General features: G+C 51.5%; 19 protein-coding genes and 3 pseudogenes. 8 read left to right on the top strand and 14 right to left on the bottom strand.

The window, feature by feature from the left end; genetic code table 11:
- The first annotated feature begins 12 nt into the window (after window positions 1–12).
- Complete coding sequence (locus JJB74_RS22110) at window positions 13–3,198, top strand: sensor domain-containing protein (protein WP_200595513.1); 3,186 nt, start codon at window positions 13–15, stop codon at window positions 3,196–3,198.
- A gap of 447 nt (window positions 3,199–3,645) precedes the next feature.
- Here the strand turns inward: JJB74_RS22110 and JJB74_RS22105 are convergent.
- Window positions 3,646–3,888 (bottom strand): annotated as a pseudogene (locus JJB74_RS22105) (tyrosine-type recombinase/integrase); the annotation flags it as partial.
- Between the two features lie 650 nt (window positions 3,889–4,538).
- Here JJB74_RS22105 and JJB74_RS22100 point away from each other — a divergent pair.
- The 3 genes from JJB74_RS22100 to JJB74_RS22090 all read left to right on the top strand — a co-directional run bounded on the left by JJB74_RS22100 (window position 4,539) and on the right by JJB74_RS22090 (window position 7,261).
- Complete coding sequence (locus tag JJB74_RS22100) at window positions 4,539–5,399, top strand: transglycosylase SLT domain-containing protein (protein ID WP_200595511.1); 861 nt, start codon at window positions 4,539–4,541, stop codon at window positions 5,397–5,399.
- Between the two features lie 96 nt (window positions 5,400–5,495).
- Window positions 5,496–5,996, top strand: a complete 501-nt coding sequence (locus JJB74_RS22095) for a hypothetical protein (protein WP_200595509.1) — start codon at window positions 5,496–5,498, stop codon at window positions 5,994–5,996.
- A gap of 470 nt (window positions 5,997–6,466) precedes the next feature.
- The gene (locus JJB74_RS22090) at window positions 6,467–7,261 is read left to right on the top strand and encodes a family 16 glycosylhydrolase (RefSeq protein ID WP_200595507.1); all 795 of its coding nucleotides are present in this window, start codon (window positions 6,467–6,469) and stop codon (window positions 7,259–7,261) included.
- A gap of 167 nt (window positions 7,262–7,428) precedes the next feature.
- Here the strand turns inward: JJB74_RS22090 and JJB74_RS22085 are convergent, their stop codons facing one another.
- The gene (locus JJB74_RS22085) at window positions 7,429–7,743 is read right to left on the bottom strand and encodes a hypothetical protein (RefSeq protein WP_200595505.1); all 315 of its coding nucleotides are present in this window, start codon (window positions 7,741–7,743) and stop codon (window positions 7,429–7,431) included.
- A gap of 794 nt (window positions 7,744–8,537) precedes the next feature.
- Between JJB74_RS22085 and JJB74_RS22080 the strand changes: the two genes are divergently transcribed.
- Window positions 8,538–9,098 carry a PEP-CTERM sorting domain-containing protein gene (locus JJB74_RS22080; RefSeq protein WP_200595503.1) on the top strand — a complete coding sequence of 187 codons (561 nt, stop codon included), beginning with the start codon at window positions 8,538–8,540 and terminating at the stop codon, window positions 9,096–9,098.
- A gap of 111 nt (window positions 9,099–9,209) precedes the next feature.
- Here JJB74_RS22080 and JJB74_RS22075 read toward each other — a convergent pair whose 3' ends face one another.
- From JJB74_RS22075 to JJB74_RS22060, 5 genes and pseudogenes are all read right to left on the bottom strand, one after another.
- On the bottom strand, window positions 9,210–9,779 hold the full coding sequence (locus JJB74_RS22075; RefSeq protein ID WP_200595502.1) for a hypothetical protein: 570 nt from the start codon (window positions 9,777–9,779) through the stop codon (window positions 9,210–9,212).
- Window positions 9,780–10,130: a PGN_0703 family putative restriction endonuclease gene (locus JJB74_RS22070; protein WP_407672405.1), complete on the bottom strand. Its 351-nt coding sequence runs from the start codon at window positions 10,128–10,130 to the stop codon at window positions 9,780–9,782.
- A 68-nt stretch (window positions 10,131–10,198) separates the two neighbouring features.
- Window positions 10,199–10,726: pseudogene (locus tag JJB74_RS34205) on the bottom strand (PGN_0703 family putative restriction endonuclease).
- Between the two features lie 473 nt (window positions 10,727–11,199).
- Window positions 11,200–11,478 carry a hypothetical protein gene (locus JJB74_RS22065; protein ID WP_200595498.1) on the bottom strand — a complete coding sequence of 93 codons (279 nt, stop codon included), beginning with the start codon at window positions 11,476–11,478 and terminating at the stop codon, window positions 11,200–11,202.
- 227 nt (window positions 11,479–11,705) lie between these two features.
- Complete coding sequence (locus JJB74_RS22060) at window positions 11,706–13,049, bottom strand: amidohydrolase (protein ID WP_200595496.1); 1,344 nt, start codon at window positions 13,047–13,049, stop codon at window positions 11,706–11,708.
- On the opposite strand from JJB74_RS22060, the gene JJB74_RS22055 reads away from it, so the two are divergent.
- Window positions 13,048–13,218 (top strand): hypothetical protein, encoded by a 171-nt coding sequence (locus JJB74_RS22055; RefSeq protein ID WP_200595494.1) that lies wholly within the window; start codon window positions 13,048–13,050, stop codon window positions 13,216–13,218. The two genes, JJB74_RS22060 and JJB74_RS22055, sit on opposite strands and share 2 nt — an antisense overlap.
- A gap of 564 nt (window positions 13,219–13,782) precedes the next feature.
- Here the strand turns inward: JJB74_RS22055 and JJB74_RS22050 are convergent.
- The 3 genes and pseudogenes from JJB74_RS22050 to JJB74_RS22040 form a co-directional block, all read right to left on the bottom strand.
- On the bottom strand, window positions 13,783–14,181 hold the full coding sequence (locus JJB74_RS22050) for a hypothetical protein (protein WP_200595492.1): 399 nt from the start codon (window positions 14,179–14,181) through the stop codon (window positions 13,783–13,785).
- A 726-nt stretch (window positions 14,182–14,907) separates the two neighbouring features.
- Window positions 14,908–15,437: pseudogene (locus tag JJB74_RS22045) on the bottom strand (IS30 family transposase); the annotation flags it as partial.
- A gap of 1,318 nt (window positions 15,438–16,755) precedes the next feature.
- Window positions 16,756–17,181: a hypothetical protein gene (locus JJB74_RS22040; RefSeq protein WP_200595490.1), complete on the bottom strand. Its 426-nt coding sequence runs from the start codon at window positions 17,179–17,181 to the stop codon at window positions 16,756–16,758.
- Window positions 17,182–17,336: 155 nt separating this feature from the next.
- Between JJB74_RS22040 and JJB74_RS22035 the strand changes: the two genes are divergently transcribed.
- A complete protein-coding gene (locus JJB74_RS22035; protein ID WP_234484704.1) occupies window positions 17,337–17,588 on the top strand; it encodes a helix-turn-helix domain-containing protein in 252 nt (83 codons plus the stop codon).
- A gap of 644 nt (window positions 17,589–18,232) precedes the next feature.
- On the opposite strand, the gene JJB74_RS22030 is transcribed toward JJB74_RS22035, so the two are convergent.
- Window positions 18,233–18,517 (bottom strand): plasmid mobilization protein, encoded by a 285-nt coding sequence (locus JJB74_RS22030; RefSeq protein WP_200595488.1) that lies wholly within the window; start codon window positions 18,515–18,517, stop codon window positions 18,233–18,235.
- 510 nt (window positions 18,518–19,027) lie between these two features.
- Between JJB74_RS22030 and JJB74_RS22025 the strand changes: the two genes are divergently transcribed.
- The gene (locus JJB74_RS22025) at window positions 19,028–20,017 is read left to right on the top strand and encodes a hypothetical protein (protein WP_200595486.1); all 990 of its coding nucleotides are present in this window, start codon (window positions 19,028–19,030) and stop codon (window positions 20,015–20,017) included.
- Between the two features lie 209 nt (window positions 20,018–20,226).
- Here the strand turns inward: JJB74_RS22025 and JJB74_RS22020 are convergent, their stop codons facing one another.
- The 3 genes from JJB74_RS22020 to JJB74_RS22010 all read right to left on the bottom strand — a co-directional run bounded on the left by JJB74_RS22020 (window position 20,227) and on the right by JJB74_RS22010 (window position 22,624).
- Window positions 20,227–20,685, bottom strand: a complete 459-nt coding sequence (locus tag JJB74_RS22020) for a hypothetical protein (RefSeq protein WP_200595485.1) — start codon at window positions 20,683–20,685, stop codon at window positions 20,227–20,229.
- A gap of 327 nt (window positions 20,686–21,012) precedes the next feature.
- The gene (locus tag JJB74_RS22015) at window positions 21,013–22,287 is read right to left on the bottom strand and encodes a GSU2403 family nucleotidyltransferase fold protein (protein ID WP_200595483.1); all 1,275 of its coding nucleotides are present in this window, start codon (window positions 22,285–22,287) and stop codon (window positions 21,013–21,015) included.
- 100 nt (window positions 22,288–22,387) lie between these two features.
- Window positions 22,388–22,624 carry a hypothetical protein gene (locus JJB74_RS22010; RefSeq protein ID WP_200595481.1) on the bottom strand — a complete coding sequence of 79 codons (237 nt, stop codon included), beginning with the start codon at window positions 22,622–22,624 and terminating at the stop codon, window positions 22,388–22,390.
- Window positions 22,625–23,059: the final 435 nt, after the last annotated feature.

Here is a 23,059-nt window from a genome sequence, read left to right as displayed (position 1 = left end):
TCTACCAAATCTATGCGTCACGCACCGCCCGGCACATACAACCGTCCGCTTTCTCCCGCAGTACAGGCAGCACTTCAACGTCTCGCTGACTCCGCCAATATGATTGTCTGGATGACGAACGCACATGGCGCATGCATTTACCTTAATCCACAAGCGCGTTCGTTGCTTCCTGCCTCGGAAGTGCTGTATCAGGCAGACTGGATGCGGTTTGTCCACCCTGATGACGCGCAATTTGTACGGTCGCAATTCAGCCAAGCCTATCTGACTCAAACCCAGTACCAGTCGGAATACCGCGTCGTTCGCAGTGACGGCTCGGTACGTTGGGTTCTTGACTCCGCGGCCCCGAGGTTCGATGAGCAAGGCGATTTTCTCGGATACAACGGCACGCTGCTTGATGTCACTGCACAACACAAGGCCTTGGACGATTTAGAAAAGAGCGAGCAGAAGTATCGTCTTCTCGCGGAAAACGCTTCGGATCTAATTTGCCATTGTGATGATAAGGGTCAGTATTTATATGTCTCTCCCTCTTATGCAGCGTTCACCGGCATCGACGTGGAATCGTGCGAGAAACACAATGTCTTTGAATCGATGCACCCCGATGATATGGAAAGGTTGCGCAAGGAATTACGACGCCAGATCGAAAGCGGCGTAGAGGGGCAAGTCGTCGAGGTCCGTAAGCGTCATTGGAGTGGAAAATACGTCTGGGTTGGCAGCAAAATAAAATTGATTTTTGGCCACGATAAAAAGACAGTGGTCGGAGCGGTCACAATATCGCGGGATATCACAAAAGAGAGGGATGCCCGTATTGAAACTGAAAGACTTTCAGCAGAAAATAAAAGCATAATTGAAAATTCGCTCGATATCATTGCCGTCTTAGATCAGGACGGGGTAGTCCTCAGCGTCAATCCGGCCGCAAGAGAAATCCACGGTTATGAGCTGAATGAAATCTTGGGGAGAAATTATTTCGAATTTCTTCATAGTGACGATCTTGAGAACTCGAAACTGAACAAAGCTAAATTACTTAGCGACGGTCAGCCACTACGGAACATAGAAGCCCGTTATATACGCAAGAACGGCCAAATTGCGCTTCTTTCTTCATCCGTACGGTGGGATGCGGTGAAGAAACAAATGTACGTGATCGCCCGCGATGTGACGGAGGTCTACAAGGCAAAAGCCGATTTACAGCGCACGAATGATCACCTCAACAGAACATTGGAAAGTATTGGGGATGCGTTTGTATCGATCGATAACGATTGGCACATTACCTATGCCAATAAAAAGACGGCATCATTGCTCGGTATTGGACGAGAAAACTTGCTTGGAAGGTCGATTCTTGAAGTCATTCCTGGCTTGTCCGGTTCATCGACATTCTCATACATTGATAGCGCGATGCGCGCAAGAGAAAACACCTTTTTCGAAGTCTATTACGAGCCGGTCGGCTGGTGGATTGAAGCACGCTTGTATCCTTACGATGACGGCTTATCGATATTCTTTCAAGACATCACAGAAAAAAAGCGTGCGGCCGACGCCATAAAGGAAAGCGAAAGTCGTTTTCGTGAAATGATTGACTTAACGCCTGCCGGCTACATTGCTCTGGATTCCGCAGGAAATGTAGTGGAGGTCAACCCGGCGCTGTGCGCAATGTCGGGTTACTCAGCGGAAGACTTGATTGGCCGTTTCGTACTGGATCTCATGCCATCCTGCCCGCTTGGCGGCGGCTACCGACAGAAAGGCGGTGCCATGTCTGCCGAACGGCATGAAATCGTTATGCAACATAAGGATGGTCGGCAAATCCATATGCTAGGTAACCTCACGATCAAGCGCGACGCTGAGGGCAATCCCCTCACCCTTACCGCATTCCTGACCGATATCACCGAGCGGAAGGATTTCGAAACTGAGCTCGAGAAAATTGCCAACCATGACGCGCTAACTGGCCTTCCCAACCGAACCTTGTTGCGACAGCGCCTTGAACAGATGCTCGGCAATTCAAAAGGCGAGCCGGTCGCAGTGATGTTCATTGACCTGGACCGGTTCAAGGAAGTGAACGATTCCATGGGACATTCGCTGGGCGACCGTTTGCTGCAGCAGGTAGCCACTCGTCTGAAGTCGGCAATGCGACCAAGCGACATCATTGCCCGCTTGGGTGGGGATGAGTTTATTGTTGTCGCGCATTGTTCCAGTGGACGGGATTCTGCCTGCGACATCGCAAGTCGGCTCATTGACGCGCTGACTGTTCAATTTTATATCGATGGAAATGAAATTGTCATCGGCGCATCTATTGGTATCAGCATGTATCCGGACGACGCGCTCACCGAGGAACGATTGTTTCAGAACGCCGATACTGCGATGTACCACGCCAAGGCAACCGATACGAATCGGTACATGTTTTTCGAGCGACTGATGAACGAACAGGCGACGCGCCACATGCTCATCAAGAGTGCGCTGCGCCGGGCCTTAGACCGTAATGAGTTCGTGTTGCACTATCAGCCGCGCGTCACGCTGAAAACCATGTCGATTTGCGGCATGGAAGCGCTGATCCGGTGGGACCATCCCGACCTGGGAATGATTTCTCCTGCCGAGTTCATCCCGATAGCAGAGGACTCTGGGTTGATCGGCGCCATCGGTCACTGGGTGCTCGACGAAGCTTGTCGGCATACCCGGCACCTGAACGAAACGACGGATTGCCGTTTGAGTGTATCTGTAAACTTGTCGGCTCAGCAGCTGAGGGATGCAGAAGTAGTCACACAGGTAGCCGAGGTGCTGGAAAAATGGCAATTGCCCGCAGAGCTGCTCGAGCTGGAACTGACCGAAACGGCGCTCGTGAAGGATATGGACCGATCTGCTGATGTGCTGAAGAAGCTAAAGAGTCTTGGCGTCCTGTTGTCGGTAGACGACTTCGGAACCGGTTATTCGGGACTGTCCTATCTGAAGCGCTTTCCGATGGACATATTGAAACTCGATCGATCGTTCATTACCCAGCAACCTGAAGGCATTACAGGCCACGAGTTCATCAAGGCGTTGGTGGACATGGCCCATGCCCTGAAGCTTTCTGTGGTTGCGGAAGGAATCGAAAATAAAGATCTTCTCCGCTTGGTGCAAGAATGTGCCTGCGATGAAGGTCAGGGATATTACTTATCGAAGCCTATGCCTTTCTCAAGCCTAAAAGAATTTGTACTCAAACATCACAATGTCGAATGAATCTGCTGAAGGAGGCGACTTTCCGCTATTTCTCCGCTTGTACTTCCCTATGGCCGTGCGCTTCCAATCTATTATTCTAGGAAAATCTCCGATTTTATGTCGCTGCTCGGGAACCGTTGATTGAGCTAAGTGGGACTCTTTATTGCCACGTCAGAGAAAATCGGACCTCTCATGGCACGCTGGCAGACGACCGAGGTTGAGTAGAATGCGAACGCTCTGCAAGGTTCGTCCTATGTGGGTTCATCAAAGTAACAAAGATCGAATCTGCATGCGGCCCGCTACTCTTCCCAAGCATAAATTCGTTGGCCTTTTTTGGTTTTGTACAACCTCGATTGCCTCGTGCCTTAATCAAGACATTCTGAAAGGTCCGCTATCAGTCTGAAATCGCAAGCGCCCTTCCCTGTAATTGCAAAGAGCGCTTGCTTTTTCTACGCCAAATGCGACCTGTCAGATTTCGATGTTCTCAGAGATTTCCAACGCATCGTCGACTTCGATGCCGAGGTATCGAACAGTGCTCTCTAACTTTGTATGACCAAGCAAGAGCTGTACAGCGCGCAGATTCTTCGTTTGTCTGTAGATCAGCGTTACTTTCGTCCGACGCATCGTGTGGATGCCATAGGCAGCACGGTTTAGCCCGATCGACTCGACCCAGGATGCGACGATACGAGCATATTGCCGTGTCGTGATGTGGTCATCTTCTACTATGCAGCTCGGAAGAGGAAGTCGCGTGGCCGATCATACCACTGTGGCTCTCTGCAGGGCCGTTTGCCACATTTGAATCCACAGGAAAGGGAATGCAGTTTCCCCTTTTTGAGCCTTGCCCTGTTGTTCGCCCTCTTCTATTTGCTTCCATTACGAACTCAATGCCTGCTTTTTATTTCGGCTTACAGGTTGCGATATAAATCCGAATTGGAAATCATTGCAAACCATAACGCGAAAGTTTTCTCTTCAATACTGGTCAATGAATAACGACACTAATTCCAGATGGAATAAGATAACCGGCCGCAATAGATTCTAATAGGAATAAATTCCTGTGTGCAACTATCAACATCTTAGTGACAATTCATTGCGGCTATCGGCGAGACAGATAGAATTGGTTCCGCGCTGTTAGAGACCAGTTCGAAAACAATCAAGCATCTAATTTTCGGCGAGAACTATCGGCCGCCCGCTTATCTCAGTACATAGTGAATGGATGGGTCAGCCTTTCCATTCTGCATTGCCGGTACAAAAACGTCCGCAGCATTAATGCTGAGCTTTCGGACTGAAAGATACTTATAGTTTTCAAAATTATTGGGCAATCCAAGGACCTTTTACGCCCAAAAATCGCTAGGAGATTAATAATGCGAAATAATTTCACTCCGGTCAGCCAAAAGTTTAAATCCATTTCCGCAAATGGCCCTCAAGGAAACCGGCTTGCTTATTTCGTTGCTGGATCTCTTGGATTGTTCCTGATGAGTACTCAACTCACGCACGTAGTGACTGCAAGACTGTTGCAGTCTTATGAGTCGCGTGTGGAAGCTCAGCAAAGTGAATCGCCGACATATGCGGCCTCACCTCATAGCGAGGCCCATAAGACGCTGCCGAATACGCATGCGCCCACGACTCGGGAGGCAGAGGTATCGCCCAAGAGAAGTCAAAGCCACTTCCAGCAATCTGAGTCCAGCGCGAGTTGCGAAAAGCCAGTCGGCAGGATTGCAAACAGTCTTGCTGATCTGGATGCACAAACCGGCAGAAAGCTCGCTTCTTACGTTGAATCGCATTACAAAGTCTCCGCACCCATAGCAAAGCAGATCGTTTCTGCGACTTTCTCTTTGAGCAGAAAGAACGGTATGGACCCGTTTTTGGCCCTCGGAATTATCGCCAGTGAATCCAGCTTCAATCACAAAGCAAGAAGCGGATATGGCGCGACAGGATTAATGCAGGTCTACGGCCCCGTCCACAAGAATGTATTAGAGGACCTTGGTATCCGGTCGAAAAATCCGAAGTTGGTGCAGAAAATGCTCACCGAGCAGGTGCATCTGAATGTCGCGGCCGGCATCCGCATCTATAAAACCTATGAAAAGCAATATGGCTCGCCGACCAAGGCACTGCAAGCATATAACGGCGCAAAGTCCGATGCCTCGTTTGCATATGCGAATAAGGTATTGGCGATGCGCGATCAGCTTCGGCGAGTTTCTTCTACCTCAAACGCCTGCGCTTAGCCTCTCATAATCGAGCCTCGCGCGCCCCTTGTTTCAACGTATCACGTGATTTTCGGAAACTGCTAACCTAGTCTGAAACAATGACATGGAGCAGTCTTGGAAAGAGTGTTGTTACCGGTTCTTGCGGTTCTCATGGCAGCTGGCGCCGCTGTTTTGCACTGGGGCCCGATCAAGAAATACGTGATCAAATGCGAACGCGCCTCGGCCGTAACCTGCGCGGTCGAACAGGTCAAAGCCTCGAGCCCCCAGAGCTGGGCGTTTCAGCTTGCGCCCGACGCCACTTCCTTCGTGCGCATTGTCCCGAGGCGTCGAAGCAGCAACAGCGTGTACCTCTACTTGCGCTCCGCTGACAAAGAGATCTTCGCGGCCCAGTTTGAGAGCAATGAGGCGTTCACCGATGCGAACGCCGCTTCTGAACGACTCAATCGGTTTTTCCGCGACACAGATCCTGACACTATCAAGATTGAGATTGTGCCTGCGCCGTACATCCGGTGGATCTCGTGGAGCCTCATAGCCGTCTTGGGGCTCTTCGTCGCCGCAACGTTGCAGTCCGCGTGGTCACGTAGGCCGCATGCCATTAATACCATGAGAATCTAACGCGCGGCCACGACTCCGACTAGCACGCTGATAGATGGTGCTCTGTAATCAGCGCGCGGCACGATTCGAGATCGTTAGCGAAAGCGAGTTCGATGAGGCGGCTACACGCGTCGGCAAACATTCCGGGCTCTTCTGTCTGACATGGGGTGGCTGTTACCCAGTAAAAACATGGGCATCTGGGACAGACAACGGGATTCTGGGTGCTGAGGCAGCAGTCCAAAACCCGACCAGCAGCCAGACGATCGCAGTCCGCCCCTTTTGCTTCCCAAGAATATTGGACAGCTACGACTAGGTTCTTTGGCGCACCAACGTATGCGCCCGCTCGCCCACCAGTAGGCCAATCGCAGCAAGCGATGCAATTGGGGCTAAGCTCGATGAGCATTGACACCTATCAATATTACAATAGCGCTTCGGAATAGCTTGAGACGACGATTCGTCGTTTCACAACAATGCGACAGGTGGAGAGCGTCATGAGCATGAAGTATTCGAAAATAATCCGTAAGGCGCTCTGTCTAGCGACTTTTTCCCTTGGCGCCGGAACTCTCTCACATGCTCAAACAGTAGCATTCGCAGACAATTTTGACGGCAGTGATTTGGGACCTGCGTGGCAGGCTTCAACATGGGCAAACGGATCCCCTTTCGCCTGCACATTCGCAGCGGGAAACGTTACAAAGGGGAATGGCACACTTAACTTAGCATTTCTCGCGCAGTCGAGCGCGAGTCAGGATACCTGCTCCGAGGTCAAAACCACGCAGACATTTCAGTATGGAAGCTTCGTCGTCTATATGAAACCTGCATGGACTGATCCGTCGCCGGCAGCGCCGTCAACATCAGGGCCTTCGACAGGTACGGTTAGCTCCTTCTTTCTCTACACAGGGCGCTCTGGCACCAGATCGCACTTCGAGATCGATATCGAATTCGTCGCCGGCACTAAAACGCTGCACACAAACTACTGGGTTCAAGGCAAGCCAAATCCGCAAGATTTCTATTTGCCCGATCCCCGGTATTCTGGAATCGACCCGGACGACGGCATTCATGGCTACAGGTTTGATTGGAAGCCGAGCGGCATCACTTGGTATGCGCAAAACGCTTCGGGTGGCTGGACTCTACTGCGCAATGTACCTGTCAACATCACAGCGAAAATGCCGGCGATGATGAATGTGTGGATCGGCGATAACACGATCGCAGGTTGGACCGGCACCTTTAACCCTGCCTCGACACCCAACGGCGCGGCTCACTACGACTCCGTCACCATCACAAAATAGTAGGTGTCCTAATCCGACGCGAAACCGGGAAAATTGTCTGGCCCTTCGACATGGGGCGACAACTGCAGCGACTACTATAGGCGGTCAGCTGAGCTCCCTCCAGTACTGATCGGAGACGGGACCTGCGCGCGATTTACCCAACGCTGCGCTCCGAAATGACCGCAGCGTTAAACGTGGTGCCGCCCGGCATACATGGCATAGAACAAGCCAGCCAACAGAATTCCCTTACAGACAAACAGGCGGTTGCATAACTGCGTAACGCGCGCTGAATCAAGAAGCAAGTAGTCACCACTGAGACAGAACTTCTCCAGCCGCCAATACGCCCCATTTCGGGTGAAGACACTTTCTGGCGCACCCATTTCTTCCCAAATCACGGGATGGTTCTCGCGTAGTTCCCTGAACAGGCGTCCATTGAGGACCCATAGCGAAATCAGTGCACCCCAAAACAATATCGCTCCGCAGGCGGTGAGAACGTTGGCCATTGACACCCTATTTGTTGCCGGTTGTCATTGCCGGCATTATAGGGAAGTTGCTAGTCGGGAAGCGTCTACATAGATTGCGAACTTATGGAGAAGCAAAAAACGGAGCCTTCCGACGGCTTTAAACCTTCGCCTTTAGCCCTTGCCAGCGATCAGTGGCACATAAACGCCATCAAGCATGCCATACGACGCCGGCTGAGCTTATAATTTAGACAACTCAACGTCATAAATACTATAACAATGCGCGGGCGTCCAATAATTTTCTTTCCAATAGCTATAGTGTGCGCCGCGATTGTATATGCCGTCATGGTATTGCCGCCGCGTTCCCGCACCAATACAGAAAATGAAGCCCGACAGGCGTGCGAAAAGGCATTGATGGCCCAATATCAAGCGACCACGCAAGGCCCGCCGAATGAACGACGCGAAGGCACCGAGATCACCATAGTATGGCCGCGTTACACGTCCTCAGCACTGGACAAGACTACCCATCCCAATGGCAAAACAGTGGTGTGCACCTTCGATACGCGACGCCACACGGTTGTCCAGCTGAGCTTAGATTGAATGTCGTATAGAGCGCTGTCCTTGGGCTCCGAGGCACTCGATAAACATCCTCCGCTCATATTGTTAAAACTGTAACGCTATTCTTGTCGGGACATTTTACAAATTCGATGTTCGCGTATGTGGTCTGCACATTAGGTATTTGAATATAAATACCATTGTATTGGTGGCACACCACATGCTTATCTGCTCAGGCAGCATTCCCAAGAACCTAGATAAGACATTGTTGGAGCTCGATAATGAAGAAGATGTTATGCGCATTGGCGGTCGCTGGTTTGACCCTTGCCTCGTCGGCCAAGGCGGCGGTTTTTGATTACTCGTACACCTATCATGACGGAACAAAGGTGTCCGGCTCGTTCACTGGAGATCTGAACGGCACCTCTATCTACAATCTTTCAAACATATCAGTGCTTGAGAATGGGGCGAGCATCTGGGGCGGGACGTTTTATCTGCACGGCTTCACTCCAGATGAAGCGGGTTATTCGCAGGGCGGCGCGTTCGTGTCATTGATTCCATCCCTGAACAGTTTCGCCTTTACATCGAGCCCGGATGTGAATGTTGGTCCGTTGCCGGCTTTCTTTGATTATGGAGAACCCGGACCCGGTGGTCCCGCCAGCCACCTTGGCATCAACGGCTCAGTTGTCGTATTTGATAGGCCAGACAATAACAGCAACTTCTCCATCGTCGCCAGAAGCACAGGCGGCACTGCGAACGGCGAAGTTCCCGAGCCACACATTGTCTTGTTGTTTGGCGCAGCTCTGGCAGGCTTAGCGCTCACCCGCAAAGCAGGAAAGAACTAGCCGCCACAGGAAGCATCAGGGCCACGCTGAGTTTGGCTGCCATCACGGGTCGTTCGCTCTTTGGTCATCCACAATTCATTGGATTACCGAAGATTGAGCGACCCACTTCGGTCAGAACTCGTCACTCTTGTCCCGGAAGTCAAGAATCTGCGGACGCAATTCCGCTCTCTCTGCACCTTTTGACGCAGTGCAGTGTTCCGCGCGCCAAGCCGCCTTCTGTGCGGGTGTCGCATCGTACCGTCTCGCCAATCGACTATTGACCCCGGACTCCCTAAATCTCAACTGCTCGGATACAAGATCGCATCGCCGGATGTAGTCTTGCACCTTGTCTTTGATGAAGGCGTCGGTAGCCTGCGCGTCTACGGACCATCCGTTGAACACACAAGCGTGATAGAAATTCGCGGGCCTGCGATACCCGGAGCCTTTCTGCTCGATCTGATACTGAATGTACGTTTGACCGGAGTAGTCGTTCGGGGTGTAGCTTGCCGTTACAAGGCCGCTCGGGTTCCAGTAGTTCATGCATCGCTGGCCTTTGGCGAAGAACATCCGGTCCCACGGAAAAAGCACTTTGGCAAGCACAATTAGGATCGCGCCATAGAAAACGCACATCACTATTGATGCCTCGAGTTTAGCGCTGAGCGATGCCCCTACAATCCGCTTCCGTCCCATACCGTAGCGCATTCAATCCATCCCGTATTTACGCTTGAACTCGAAAATCCAGTCGTGATGCGCAGGGCGGGTCTCAATCTGCGCTACCAGCTCCTGCATGCTTAGCGAAACCACTTTTGCCTTGATGCTATCCGGGAGGTAGCTCAGTAGGAAAGGGAGCAAACCGCCCTCTTTCTCGCCGGCGCGACACCGAAACACCGGGCTTCGTTTATCGAACAGAACAACGAAGGTGCCATTCTTCTCTACTGAGAAAATGACCTCTCGGAAGAACTGGTAGTGCAGAGTGAATATGCAGAGGCGCTCATTTTCCAGCCCGTCCGTAATGCCATGCTTTCGCATCAGATCCCAGTACTTGCGGCCGATGAAGTGTAGGTAGCAGGATTCCTCTCTTCCGACTGGATTGATTCCCGCACAGTCTCCCCGCTGTAGACTTAGCAGCCGCCAAACTCCTTCTCCTCGAACTTCGACTCAATGAAAATAAGAGGCGTCTCTTCCTTGTCGCAGAGCGCGACATCCACAGAGGTCGGTTGCCCTTGGTCTTCGTTGAACACCTCCCGGTCTCCGTATTCGAAGACAGCCTCCGCGACAGACTCGCACTGCGCTACACCCTTAGCTTTCAGTATCTCTGTCAGCGGCGCCTAGTCATTCCTCGTGATTAGCGGGCCTATGAGGTTGAAAGTCATCGCCTGACTACTCATCCCGTGGTGTAGGTATTTATGCAGTGGATAAGGAACCTTGTCCCTCTGGGCTCGATCCGCCTCTTTGTCTATATATGCAGCAACCTCTACCAGAATGATGTTCTGGCGCCAGCCACCCCGGTCTGCCAGACAATAGCCTTTGCGATCCAAAGTTTGGAAGCCCTTCTCGGCGAACCATATCGCTGAAGCGGCTCGGGACTTCTCCGAAAACAGCTTATGCCTCGGAAAAGGCCAACTTATGGCTTTGCTCTTTGAGCTCAACGCGACAACCCCCTATTTCTCTCTACTTTTATATACGTGCCGTCCGTCCCCGGCGGCCCGCTTCTGTTGCATTCTTATTATGATTTATATCGGCATCTATTGCCATACGGCCTTGTCGCGTAGCTACGGTCGCGACCAGTTCTGGTCTTGCGAAGCGAGGTGCTCTCCTCAGCAGATATCGTCGACGCCGCACCTCAGGCCCTGTCCTTCGCCACCTTGTTGAAGGACGCCTCTTGGGCGTCTAGGTAAATGCTGGTCAGGTCGCTTTGGGGACGATGAGGGGAGGGACGCGGCAAATCGGGCGGTGGCTGGCACTGGGAGGAACGTCAATATGGACGCGCGGCCCGCCGCGATTCCCCAAATAGGAACGCATCTGCTCTCGCCCCTTGGGGTCGGCAAGGATCTGTTTCGCCAGTTTGCTTTTTAGTGCCTTCATGAAGGGATAGTACAGCCCAGCCGAGGTGCGTAAGCCTCTACTTGGCAAGCAGCTTCTTGTAATGCGCCACGGACGAGTCACGCCTTATAGCCGCTTTCGCGACTTCTGTAATGCCGTCCACGACCTCGTCAGTAACCTTCTCTGCATGGAGCTTCTGAACGGTCTCGAAAAATCTTGCGACTGCATCCTGTGCAAACAAGTAGTCCGGGTTGATGCCAAGCACCCTGCCCCGGTCGTTGAACTCGTACTCCGTGGAGTACCAGACCGATCCATACCAGACGTCGAGCGTATCTCTGCCTTCCGCTTTCAGCCGCAACCAGTCCGATGGGTAATTGGAACTTCCGACTTGAACAGAGCCGCTCCACCATACGAATGGAAATCGAATCCAAATCCTATGGCCTGTAGCGTGATACCAATGACAATTGCTTATAAAGCGTGATTCTTGCGCCAACGTAGAAGCGACCGAACACAGGAATTGTGATCGGCCGCTGCATATATTCGTCGCCTTTGAGATATACAGGCAACGAATGCGGTGCGCCGAGATCAGTGGGCAGTACCTGCGTGCAGGTAATCGCTGGCCAATGCCGCCATGGTCTTGACCCCCGTCATCATTGCTGACTCGTCAACGAAGAAACCTGCGTTATGGTTGGGTGCTGCCTGAGCCATATCCTGTGAACGGGGCGTTACACCCAAGAATACGAACAGCCCCGGCACTTCCTTGGCGAAGAACGAGAAGTCTTCGGCGCCACCAACCAGCGGCGTCTGTACGATGTCATCATTAGCGGCCCAGCGCAATGTCGGCAGCATTTTCTCAGTCAGTGCCGGATCATTGATGGTTGGGTCGTATTTTTCCAGAATCGTGACCTCCGCCTTAGCATTACCGCTCTCGGCAATCTTCTCCACTTTCTGTCGCACGTCCGCATGCAGCTTTTTGCGGATATCGTAGTCGTAGGTACGTATGGTGCCAGTCATCTCGACCGATTCAGGAATGATATTGTAGCGGGTACCACCGTTAATCGTGCCGATACTTACGACAGATGGGGTGGACGAAATATTGGTGCGGCGGCTAATGATGGTCTGCAGACCGACCAGTGTTTCGCCACTGACGGTGATCGGGTCAATACCGTTCCACGGCGCACCAGCATGAGTTTGCTTGCCGATTATCTTAATGCGCAGATCGTCTGAACTGGCCAGAGTCGGGCCGGCACGATAAGCGATTCGCCCGGCCGGTATGCCTGCCCAGGCATGCAGACCAAACACTGCATCGGGCTTGGGCGACTTCATTGCTCCTTCCTGGACCATCATCTTGGCGCCCCACACATTCTTACCGTCTGGCACGAAATCGCCTGGGCCCTCTTCAGCTGGCTGAAAGTAGAACACGACAGTGCCGGGAAGTCGCTCGCGCATTGATGCCAGGATCTTGGCAGTCGCCATCAAGATCGCAGTGTGAGTGTCGTGGCCACAGGCATGCATGAGGTCAACTTCCTTGCCAAGGTACTGCCCTTTGACCTTGGAGGCAAAAGGCAGGTCGGATGTCTCCTTGACTGGCAGCGCATCCATGTCGGCACGCAAAGCCACGGTTGGGCCTGGCAAAGTCCCTTTGAGCACTGCGACGACGCCGGTGCGGGCAACCCCTGTTTTCACATCCATACCGAGACTGCGTAAGTGATCAGCCACCAGCTGCGCAGTGCGCTTTTCATTGTTGCCAATTTCCGGATGCGCGTGAATGTCACGTCGCCACGCGATAAGCTGGGTTTCGATCTGCTTGGCCTGCGCGGCGATTTCATTGCGTGCGGCCTCTGCCTGCGAAATAGCCTGAGCTTGAGCGAAATTGGCACTACACAGGAGAGTTGCGATAAGACTGAGCCGCAAAGGGGAAAACTGCATGAATATCTCCGAAATTATTGATGTATCGTTCACGGGCCTCTACTATACCTTCGCTGCGATCACGCTGACTTTAATCTTCCAATTAAGCGAAGGTGGCATCGCTTTCTCATTAGTGCGAGGGGGTGCATTGCCTCCAGCACCCCAAGCACAGGAATGGCTTTTGCAATAGCAGTCGATAAATTTACGGACTAATCAAGCGGTTATTTGCCTGATCCATTGTAACGGCCGAAATGTTCAAAAACGTCCGCTTTCAGTCTTAACCTGAAGGTTAGGTGAGCTTTTACAGGTATTCAGTAGCGCCCTTCATTGACCGTCGGTTAGATTCAGTAGCGTGCATCGATAGAAATTTCTGACCCACGACTTCGTCGTAGTTGCAGCCAGCTCCTATGCCGAGTCCAGTACATCAGGCGCTACGCCGTGTCGATTTGATTCTCGATGCATGTTCACTGGTGGCGAAAGCCAGCCATAGTCTCATCCAGCGGAACGCATTCTCCCTCGCCTGGTCTTCACCCTTGTTCGTGAGGGCACTGGCCCTGTCGATCGCCGCGAGTGCGCGACGCCCGGCATAGATTCGGCGCTCTTGCAAGGTACGCTTCACATACACGCTACGCCCACCATCTTGTAATGACGAGCCCATCGCATTCCCCGGTGAGCATCTTCGCGCTTGTCCGGTAACATGCCCCGTTATTGTTGAGATGGCAAGTTAAATATTGTCACGAAGCCAGTGCACCGCTCAAGCGTCATACAGAAAGCGCAGAGCAGATGAACCATATTCTGATTTATACCGAGCCTGCAGTGCGGCCTTGATGTCGGCGACCTTTCTGAAATTCCATAGAGAGACGGCGCCGGACACAGCTGCAGCGGTCACTCCGAAAACCAGCCCTGCCCGCTTGTCATGCATAAGGTTGGCGGCAAGCAAGCCGGTCACGAGTGCTGCCATATAGCACAAGGAAAACGCCGCTCCGGGGTTGATTTCCGATACGACGAAGTATTCTTTGGAGGCCGGATCAAACCAAGCGCAGATTGACTGACGATCCTCGGTCTTGAACATGGCCACCGTGTTTTCGCAGGAGATCGGGGTGACTACGCGCGGCAAGGAAATTGAATACACGCGGACTCCATCAATATCCATGCTGAGGAGAGTACTCCTCTTGCGCCCACGATCCTCGAAGTGCGCCACGTCGAAAATGCGTAGTTTCTTGACCGGGAAGCAGTGCATTGTCCGAGGAAAAACCATGCTGGCCCCAAATCACCGCCCGTCTAAGTCACATCGACTTTTCAGCAGGCGATAGCCGTGGATACTCCTGTAACCTCGGGTTAGTGCATTTTCCCATTGCCTCGCCATGATTGCTGGATCCTTTCCTGGGAAACGGCAGCAGCACTTGATCTCGGGCAGAGATGCATACCAGACGCGCAGAGAGCCATGATCGCGAATCAGCTTACTGTAGAAGCTGTAGCTCTTGTCTTTTTGAGCCAGTTTTTGAAGCCTGACATCAGGCCAGACTGCCCCCTTATTTTGAAAGTCAATCCAAAAGTTAAACAAAGACCTTCTTGACTATCGTGCGTACAGAGGGAGTCTTGTAATCGGGCGCGGAACTCGTCCACAACGCTGCAATGTCTTGATCGCTCTCAAGTGCAGCGACTGATAAGACAGGTTATCTTTACATAATTTATAGAAAACGGGAACATCATCAGATTGGCACCTTGCTCCCGACGCCCGTTTTTATTCTTACCATTGGCGCATCCATTAGGCCGCATTTGTGACGTGCCTATTTGTGCAAATCTGACACATTCTCTTTGCAACGTCATTGCGATTCTAAGAAAAATGGGCGGTTTCAAGTGTGTAGTGCAACGGCTGTTAATGAACTGACGTTTCAGGTTGATGGGCACTCGCCAAAGCGGCGGCATAGACCTGCAATGGCGTGAGCCAGTTATGCGTCGCGCGGGGCCGCGTGTTGAGGCTGTCAGCAATGGCATCGAGCTGTTCCTGGGAGTAGATCGACAGGTCGGTTCCCTTGGGCAGATACTGGCGCAGCAGACCGATGGTGTTTTCACAGGTGCCGCGCTGCCAGGGACTATGCGGGGCGCAAAAATACACGCACACGCCAGTGTTGGCAGCCAGCTCGGCATGGCGGGTCATTTCCTTGCCTTGGTCATGGTCAGGCTCTGGCGCAGCGGCGCACTGATGGCATTGAGCTTGGCCGTAAAGCCCGCCAGCGCCGAGGCTGCCGTCGCATCTTCCATGCGCGCCAGCAACACCAGGCGGCTGGTGCGCTCGACCAGCACGCCGACCGAAGACGTGTTGCCTGCCCCCTTGATGAAGTCGCCTTTCCAGTGGCCCGGCATGATGCGGTCACCGACCTCCGGCGGACGCACGTGAATGCTGATGTCATGTTTGCCTCGAAATCGCTGTATTTCTCCCTCAGACTCACTTAAAAGTTGCCATACTTTTGCTTAGAACTTGCTCCCAATCTTACGAAGAACCTGTAGAAAACTTGCCGCGAATTTGCTGCATATTTGCCGCCCTCACTAGGGGATAGTGATGGGCAGGATGCTAGATGTGCCCACAGCACATCTAGGTTTCGACCACTAGGTCGCTTCGCACCCGTCGCAGACGACTCAGGGCTTCGCCCCGAGACCCTTAAATCAATTATCTGTTGCTGTACGGAATAAACTAGAAAAATTTAGTTAGGCGATTTTGCTGTCAATGCCGGCCTTGATTTCCTCAAAGGGTAGTATTCATCCGGCAGTGACATTTGCCCCAAATCTGAAGACGAGCGCAGCGCGATTCGGCTGCCAATACGACTCACTCAAAAGGAGAGTGAGGAAATAAAAAAATCGGCTGCCGTAAAAGGCTGTTTGAAAACGCATTGGAAGCCATTAATCTGACTGCCTAATGCGCCGCTAGCGCAGGAGGCAAAGCGATGTAGACCAAGGAACACCGGGCAAAAGCGGTGGCTCGGACCAAAGAGCTCAAGCGTTATCCAAGTGATCTAATCGACGATGAAGTCGGTTATTGCACCGTTGACGCCGGCAGCAGCGCGCACCGGTCGGCCGCGCGGCGTGGACCTCCGCGAAGTCATCAATGCGATTCGGTACCTGATGCGCTCATAGTGCGAGTAGCGCATGCTGCCACGCGACTTTCCGTCCTGGCAGACGGTGTACTGGTGGTTCCGGCGCTTCGTATGTCGTTTGTTTTTCCGTGTAATCCACGGGGGAGTATCGATCCGGCGGTCACAGCGCCCACCCAGCCGAACGCTGAGACAGTCAAGGCGCTAGCACCAGGAGAGCGCGGCTACGATGCCAACAATAAGAATCGGTAAAGCGGCCTATCCTCAGAGGCGACACGGGCGTCGTCGCTAACTGCTATACCGTCGGGTGCAGTCATATCGCCGACAGTTTGCGGCGGGCCCGAGCTTTCCTGCTCCTCACCTAAAGTTCGCTAAATCGTCAAACCTGAACCCGTGATCCGTGCATTTTTCAAGTGCCTCGCTTTCGATGACTAAAACAAAAGGTCCAGTACTAAACGAATTTTCGAATTAACATCATGCGTCGTTTATACCATGTAAAACCTTCAAACAACTACAACTCCTGCAACACGTCCGTGAGCAGGTTACTAAAACTGCAACGTCTTATGCTGTTAATACGGTTTGTATTCGGTAGAATGCGTTTTACTTGGCAAAAATCTAGCGTATCCCCTCACCAATTACGCGCTGGCGACCCGACGCCGAAACATCTTTAATGAAGCCGGAAGGGCGGAATGAATATGTTTTTCACAAAGAATCATCGAAATACTTTTGGGAGAATCGCCAATATACTCACCACAGACAACACAGCTGTAAGTGCAAAGATGCGACACTGAAAAAACTTTATCCCGGACGGTCCATGCCTGCTGCGGACTGACTTTACCTTTTAACTTATATTCCACCTTCAAGAAACACCGGAGTCGTCTTGTTATATTGATAATTTCAAGCTTGGCGAGGGTGCTGGCGGTACATTCTTCTTCCAATACCTTACAGAGTATCTTTAATAGTTTGGACCATCCCACTGGAACTAGTGGAGATACTTTGGGCGATTTTCCTTTAAAGATTTTTGGATGCGAAGTGACGAGCGTTTCGATTGCATTTTGCATCGCATGTCGTTCGGATTTAGTTACCATTTTTATTAAGTTATTCCTGAAAAAGAAAGTATCGAACTCAGCTGAGAACGAGCCGAATTCCCACTATAGAGGGAAGACAGATTCTAGCAGATCCGCCACCGTTTCTCCCGCTATAGAGGGAGAAAACTTTGGAAAAATCGATTCCAGTCTGTTTTGGACGTGTCCTGCGTAAGCTGCGCAAGGATGCGCAACTTACGCAAGAGGCGCTCGGTATGAAGGCCGATTTACAGCGCAACTACGTTTCGTCCATTGAGCTTGGAGAAAAACAGCCATCTTTAACATCGATTTTCAAGCTCGGAAGTGCGCTTAACATCAAGCCTGGGATGCTTTTGGACTTGGTCGAGAAAGAGCTTACTAATCAGTCTGGCGGTGCATTTTGACGGCCTGACAATAATTATTAGTTCGGTAAAATGACGGCATGCGGGATTCACCGAGATAAAGCCTGTGATGTAATTCCCCCTATTTCACAGAATTGAGAGACGAAAATCTTCTATGCGGATTACCAACTGCTCCAGATAGTGGCGTGAGGGATATGTATCCGTCTCGGCGAAACGAATTGCTTCCTATGCGGCGATTTACTTCAGTAAGGCTTCGAGATCTTTTGCTGCAAAAGATCGTCCAAAAAAGTTTGAATTCTGAAAATCTTTTGCAGCAAAAGTTTACTTGGTGGTTATGCTGTCAAAATGACAAGTTCAGAGAAGCAGTGTACCCGTCCAATGCCTAAGCCCGTTAAACGGTCTCGAGACGCGCTTGGCAAGCCGTTGATGTCGAGTATGTGGAATCATTCACTGACTAAGAACTTTTGCAGCAAAAGTCAGTTGCCGAAATCTGCACGACTTCTCCGCCGGGGGCTACTTCACCTCCTGATCATGGACACTCTATAAAACTGAAGTGGTAATCGAATCTTGATATGCCAATCCTCTGTTGGCTTCCTGTCCTGCAAAGCAGGTGAGCACTCATCGTTGAAAAGTTTTGCAGCAAAAGAAAGTGGCGCCGGTGTATTTCCGCTTTTTTGCTTTCGCCTTCACTTAGAAATTCGCTTCATTGCTTCGGTTGCTTCCGGCAGCAAGCTCCTGAAATCGTCTTTAAACGGCTCTAGGTTACGTGAAACGAGCTCCCGATGAGTTTCGTGCATTCTATGCGTTAATGCACGGATCTCCAAAACGATTTTGTTCTCAGTTCTGACTTCAGCCTTGCGGTTAAGAGCAGCACGCCGACCAAACTCTGTAAAATCGGGATTTCTTATTTCAGAAGATTTCTTTATCTCCTCACTTTCCTTTTGAGTAAGTCTTATTTGCAGCTGAATCACGCGGAGCTCTTCTTCAGGATTGCATTGGAATCGCATCGTTAGATGCTTTCACGATTTTCAACGTACAGCATTATTTGATGGGTCTCGGGGCGAAGCCCTGAGTCGGCTGCGACGGGCGCGAAGCGACCTAACTGCTGAAACCCGGATGTATATCGTGAGATATACATCCGGCATCCTGCCCGTCACTATTCCCTAGCGTGTGCGGTAAATATCCGGCAAATTCGAGACAAATCTAAAGCAAGTTCTCAGCTAGAGCATTGCGACTTTAGATTGAATATCAAGGTAATCCACAGTGTCTACGAGGCAAACAAGAAGAAAACTCAAGGAAGGTTTCAGTCAAATTCAAAGTAAAAAAATACGAGTGCTAGGGAAATTTGCTATAAATCTGCATCAAAAGGTAGGAAAAATTCTTGTTTCCTAACTGCAAATTTATTAAAATGGGCTACATACGCTATGGTCGGGTTACTACGCGAAGGACGCGATGTAATTACCAAAATGCCAGGACAAAAAGTGAAAGAGTTGGATATGAATAGCCCGCAAACGAAGCCAAGAGGTCCACGACAGCGATTTAGCGCTGAGGATGCCACGGTTATTCGTGGAGTGCTGGATGCTGCAACGCGTTACTTGGTTCCGAACGACGCCACACAGCGACAGCTTTTTTCCTCATATATGCCCGATCTTTACGTATTGAGGAACAAAGGCTGTTCTTTTTCACAAATAGCAGCATTGTTGAAGCAATGTGGTTTTAATCTTCATCCCGCTACTGTGCGGCAATACTATAGCGAGATGCTTGCCGACCGTCTGGACGAATGCCAGCGGCGCATGAATGAACAAATCCTCTTGATGGCTGAAGTACGTAAGGAGATTGCTGCGGTTGACCCTAGTCTCGTTCATAACAAGCTTGCAGAGATTGACGAACGAAGCCGCTCGCTTGTTGCTTCAAAAACTGAGAGCATTTTTGGCGTCCGGGAAGACCAAAAAACCACGGCGGCGCACGAGCCGGCAAAGCCTTCTCGCGAAAAGCCCGGTCACAAACTACTCAATAGTCCGATACTGCAGGATGAGCCGGTCGTTCCAGAAATTGGATCAGCCACGTCTCAAATATGCGAAACTGATTCTTCTTCGCCTGTCACCACAGAATTGAGAAAGAATCATTTGGCTACGCCGCAGCTCAAATGTTCTAATCCCGGCAGGAATTTGCGTTGTGTCCCGTTAGCTTCTACCGTCAAGCTCATAAAGAAAAAGGAAGAGCTTCCCGATGAGGTTTATCAACCTGGCGACATGGAGCATCCGGCCATACCGGGTCTCATACTCAATTTAGAACAGCGTCTCAGTAGTGCCTCCCTAGAGTACATCGATCTCGATAGTGACGAACGCAGCATCGAAACGCTGAGCGAAAAACGTTTTCGTGTTTTCTGGCAAAAGCCAGTCCCGATGACTCCCTCGAGAACCGCACACTCGTTTGTAAAGATGGACATGAGCCTATTCCCGAAAAGATAATGGTCTTATCCAGCTGTAGTTGAAGGTTCCAGGCCACTATGCGTGCCTGGGTCATTTCGTTTCCAGCTACACGCAGCTAGGTCGCCGCTAAAGCGGCGCACGACAAACTGTAGCTCAATGCCGAAGGCCAACGGCTTCGCGAGGGCGACGGAAGGTAAAGGCAGGGCAACGGGTGCAAGTCCCAGCAGAGTCCCTACTCCCTCAAAAATTCATCGCGGCCTGTAGGCGTACAAATTTGCCTTGGCATCGGAAAGCGCGTGGTGCTCGCTCTCATCGGGATGGCGGCGGAAGTACGAATAGAGCAGCAGTTCGTTGATGTCAGAGCTTTTGAGCGGCATCGGCTCGATCCAACCGGGCACTTGGCCGTCGAGCGCCCGGTTGAACAAGTCCCAGTCATGAGGCGAGTCGTAACAAATCTGGATTGGATCACTTCCCTTCACGATCCCCAGCCATTCCAGAATCCGTAGTCGCAAGTCGTTCCGCGGACAGAAAGCATCAGGGTCTTTACCGAGCAAGGGAATGACGACATTGCGCACGAAGTCGGTACACCGGCGGGCCTCAAATAGAACTTCGATATAGCATTCCTCGCCCGTCTCTGCGGCTAAGCCCAAGCTGATAAGTTCTGGTTTCGCAAGGTCGGTAAATTCCGTATCGATAAAAACACGCATTGTCCCATCCAACGATCAAGCAGCCCCAGGCTATGCAAACAGCGCACCGTGGCGATCTATCACTTTAGCATTAAAGCGATTAGTCGGTCTGCTGGCCGGTCTCCGTCTATCGCGCTGGGTGTTCGATCACGGAGCAGCGCACTGGCGAGATCCACGACTAAGACAAGTGTCAAACGCGAAGTAAATCTAAACCGCCCGCATGCGATCTTCGTACGAATACATGAACTACCTCCAGGTAGTCCAAGATTTCGTCCGCACTCCCAGTGGCTCATTTTTACTCCGCGCGCAACACAAGTATTGGCATACGATCTTTTGCTGCAAAAGATTTTAGCGGTGTTTGTGAGCCCCCGTTCTCCCCTGTTGTCGTGTTGGACGTAGAACCCCATCCTTAGAGATGGTCACACCATCACCAGGTCCAAAGGATGCGCCGCTCAGTTTCGAACGTTCCCAAGCTACGTGCCTGCCTTGACCGATATGCTGGATCACCTCAGTTGCCGTTACTGCTGTGATTGTTCCGACATGTTCTCCGAAGGGTGCAACTGCTCCTAGCTGTTTAGCAAGGGATCGCTGCTCGTTACTGTGCGGGTCAAGAATGTCAAAGACCCTTTCATCTCGCGGTTTTTCGGGTAATACATGGATACGATCGAAGCCTAGTTGAGGCATTCGTTCCTGAACAAGTTTGTAGACTGCTTTGGCCTGCGCGATATCGCGTGGCGCCTTCAAAGGATTACGGTCGTCCTTTTCGCCTAGATACACCTTAAACAAAACAAAGGCGCGAGGATCCACCGTAATCATCTCAGCCATCTTCCCGTTACTGGCGGCGACAACTTGTTTGAATTTTGGCGAACAGAGTAGCCAGTCCATGTTGCGGATTTTGCTCGCCCAAAAGTCGTGCGGACGCGTTATCAATGGTTGTTGCTCTTGGTCATCATATAACGACAAAGGACGGCGCTTGATTAGATCAACCATATAACCTTGGCTGTTAGCAGCGCTGTTTTTTCCCTCTTCCAACTCAAACGATTTGTCTACTTTTTGAAGCACTCCGATGAGGCCAGTCCTGCTGAAGTTGTCGTCGGCATGGGCCAGCAAAGTCAGTTTCTTGCGCGAATCCCATAACAAGTCGACATCATGTGTTGCAGTCACGTTTCCGTGAAAGCGAACGCCGGCATGCGCTTCATAAGCGAAGAGCGCATTAGTACCAATAACCATCAAATGGTTTTGCAGCCCAGCCTTACGGAGTTCTTCTAACAGTTTGACCACTACGATCGGCGTGCGACCGACGCGCTGGGCGGCATTAAGACGCTCGTGCCTTGCAAGAGCCTCGCTGAGTGCCTTGTAGCGCTCCTCTGCCGAAGCCTTACCAGCTTTGAACTCAGCGTAAATTTTTTCAGTTTCGGCCGTACGTGGCCCCATGTACTTGCGATTTTCCTTGCTGTATTCCCGGAACAAGTACGCATGCCCCTTGGAGCTTTGCCAATACATACTGCCACGGTAGTTCGCAACGCGGTGCTCAGCAGCTAACCAGCTCGACCTAATCTGTTGAGCATCAATAAATTGTCGCCGTTGGTCATCCGTGAGATCGTCGCAAAGTTGCTCATCCATGGTTGTGGGAAAAAGACGCATATATCTAAATTTTCCCACAACTCGCTGCCGGTGACGGGTTGTGGGAAAAATTTTACGCTCCGCGATTTTCCCCACAACCTTACTTTTCAGACAGGTTAGCGGGAAATCCAAGAGCAAAATGCTTCCTGCAACTTATTTCAAGCGTAAACGTGAAGGCAAGACGGTCATCGACTTTTCCGGCACTACCCACCTGCCGCCGCGGTAATTTCGTTAATGGCGAGAGGTCGATGATCTTACGCAGTAGCGCGGGTGAGACTCGCCATTGCTCGCCATCACAGAGGATGGGACAGGTCTTGGCGTTCAGGCGAGTGATCATACCGATGTGCCAGCTCCTGTTACTTTCCCTGCCACGCTGAAATCAAATCTGGGAAATGGTGCGGCCGAAGTTTAAATGTCCACGAAAACCTGTTAGGCAAACCGCGACGAAGAAGGTGAGTGTTTCCGTATCACCTCACCTTAAAAGAAGTGCCGGATTATTCATCGATAGAAATTCAGCGAAGTTGTCGCCTCGTGCTGCCGCCATCAGCCCGTGGTCTCTCTTGTGTTGGCGGGCGCGCTTGATCGAGCTGGTGCCGCAAAGACCACTGTATGCGCCACAGAGAATGCATCGGTGCGCTGCGGTACTGATGCTGATGAATCGCTATATTGCAGGACTGTCGCAGTCACATCGTGGAAGAATTCCCCGTGAGGCAGCCCGCTTTTGTCTCTGTATCGTCGCGCGCAGCCCTGCCAGTTGCCCCACGCATTCGCC

Source organism: Noviherbaspirillum pedocola (genome assembly GCF_016632335.1).
GTDB classification, from domain to species: Bacteria; Pseudomonadota; Gammaproteobacteria; order Burkholderiales; family Burkholderiaceae_D; genus Noviherbaspirillum_A; species Noviherbaspirillum_A pedocola.
The sequence above is the reverse complement of the archived record's forward strand: the minus strand, read 5'-3'. Positions and strand labels throughout refer to the sequence as shown.

Excerpts from the sequence above, each read along its gene's own strand:
- JJB74_RS22110 (WP_200595513.1), top strand. The coding sequence starts at position 13 with ATGCGTCACGCACCGCCCGGCACATACAACCGTCCGCTTTCTCCCGCA.
- JJB74_RS22100 (WP_200595511.1), top strand. The coding sequence starts at position 4,539 with ATGCGAAATAATTTCACTCCGGTCAGCCAAAAGTTTAAATCCATTTCC.
- JJB74_RS22090 (WP_200595507.1), top strand. The coding sequence starts at position 6,467 with ATGAGCATGAAGTATTCGAAAATAATCCGTAAGGCGCTCTGTCTAGCG.
- JJB74_RS22085 (WP_200595505.1), bottom strand. The coding sequence starts at position 7,743 with ATGGCCAACGTTCTCACCGCCTGCGGAGCGATATTGTTTTGGGGTGCA.
- JJB74_RS22080 (WP_200595503.1), top strand. The coding sequence starts at position 8,538 with ATGAAGAAGATGTTATGCGCATTGGCGGTCGCTGGTTTGACCCTTGCC.
- JJB74_RS22075 (WP_200595502.1), bottom strand. The coding sequence starts at position 9,779 with ATGCGCTACGGTATGGGACGGAAGCGGATTGTAGGGGCATCGCTCAGC.
- JJB74_RS22055 (WP_200595494.1), top strand. The coding sequence starts at position 13,048 with ATGAATATCTCCGAAATTATTGATGTATCGTTCACGGGCCTCTACTAT.
- JJB74_RS22060 (WP_200595496.1), bottom strand. The coding sequence starts at position 13,049 with ATGCAGTTTTCCCCTTTGCGGCTCAGTCTTATCGCAACTCTCCTGTGT.
- JJB74_RS22050 (WP_200595492.1), bottom strand. The coding sequence starts at position 14,181 with ATGGATATTGATGGAGTCCGCGTGTATTCAATTTCCTTGCCGCGCGTA.
- JJB74_RS22040 (WP_200595490.1), bottom strand. The coding sequence starts at position 17,181 with ATGCAAAATGCAATCGAAACGCTCGTCACTTCGCATCCAAAAATCTTT.
- JJB74_RS22020 (WP_200595485.1), bottom strand. The coding sequence starts at position 20,685 with ATGCGTGTTTTTATCGATACGGAATTTACCGACCTTGCGAAACCAGAA.
- JJB74_RS22015 (WP_200595483.1), bottom strand. The coding sequence starts at position 22,287 with ATGGATGAGCAACTTTGCGACGATCTCACGGATGACCAACGGCGACAA.
- JJB74_RS22010 (WP_200595481.1), bottom strand. The coding sequence starts at position 22,624 with ATGATCACTCGCCTGAACGCCAAGACCTGTCCCATCCTCTGTGATGGC.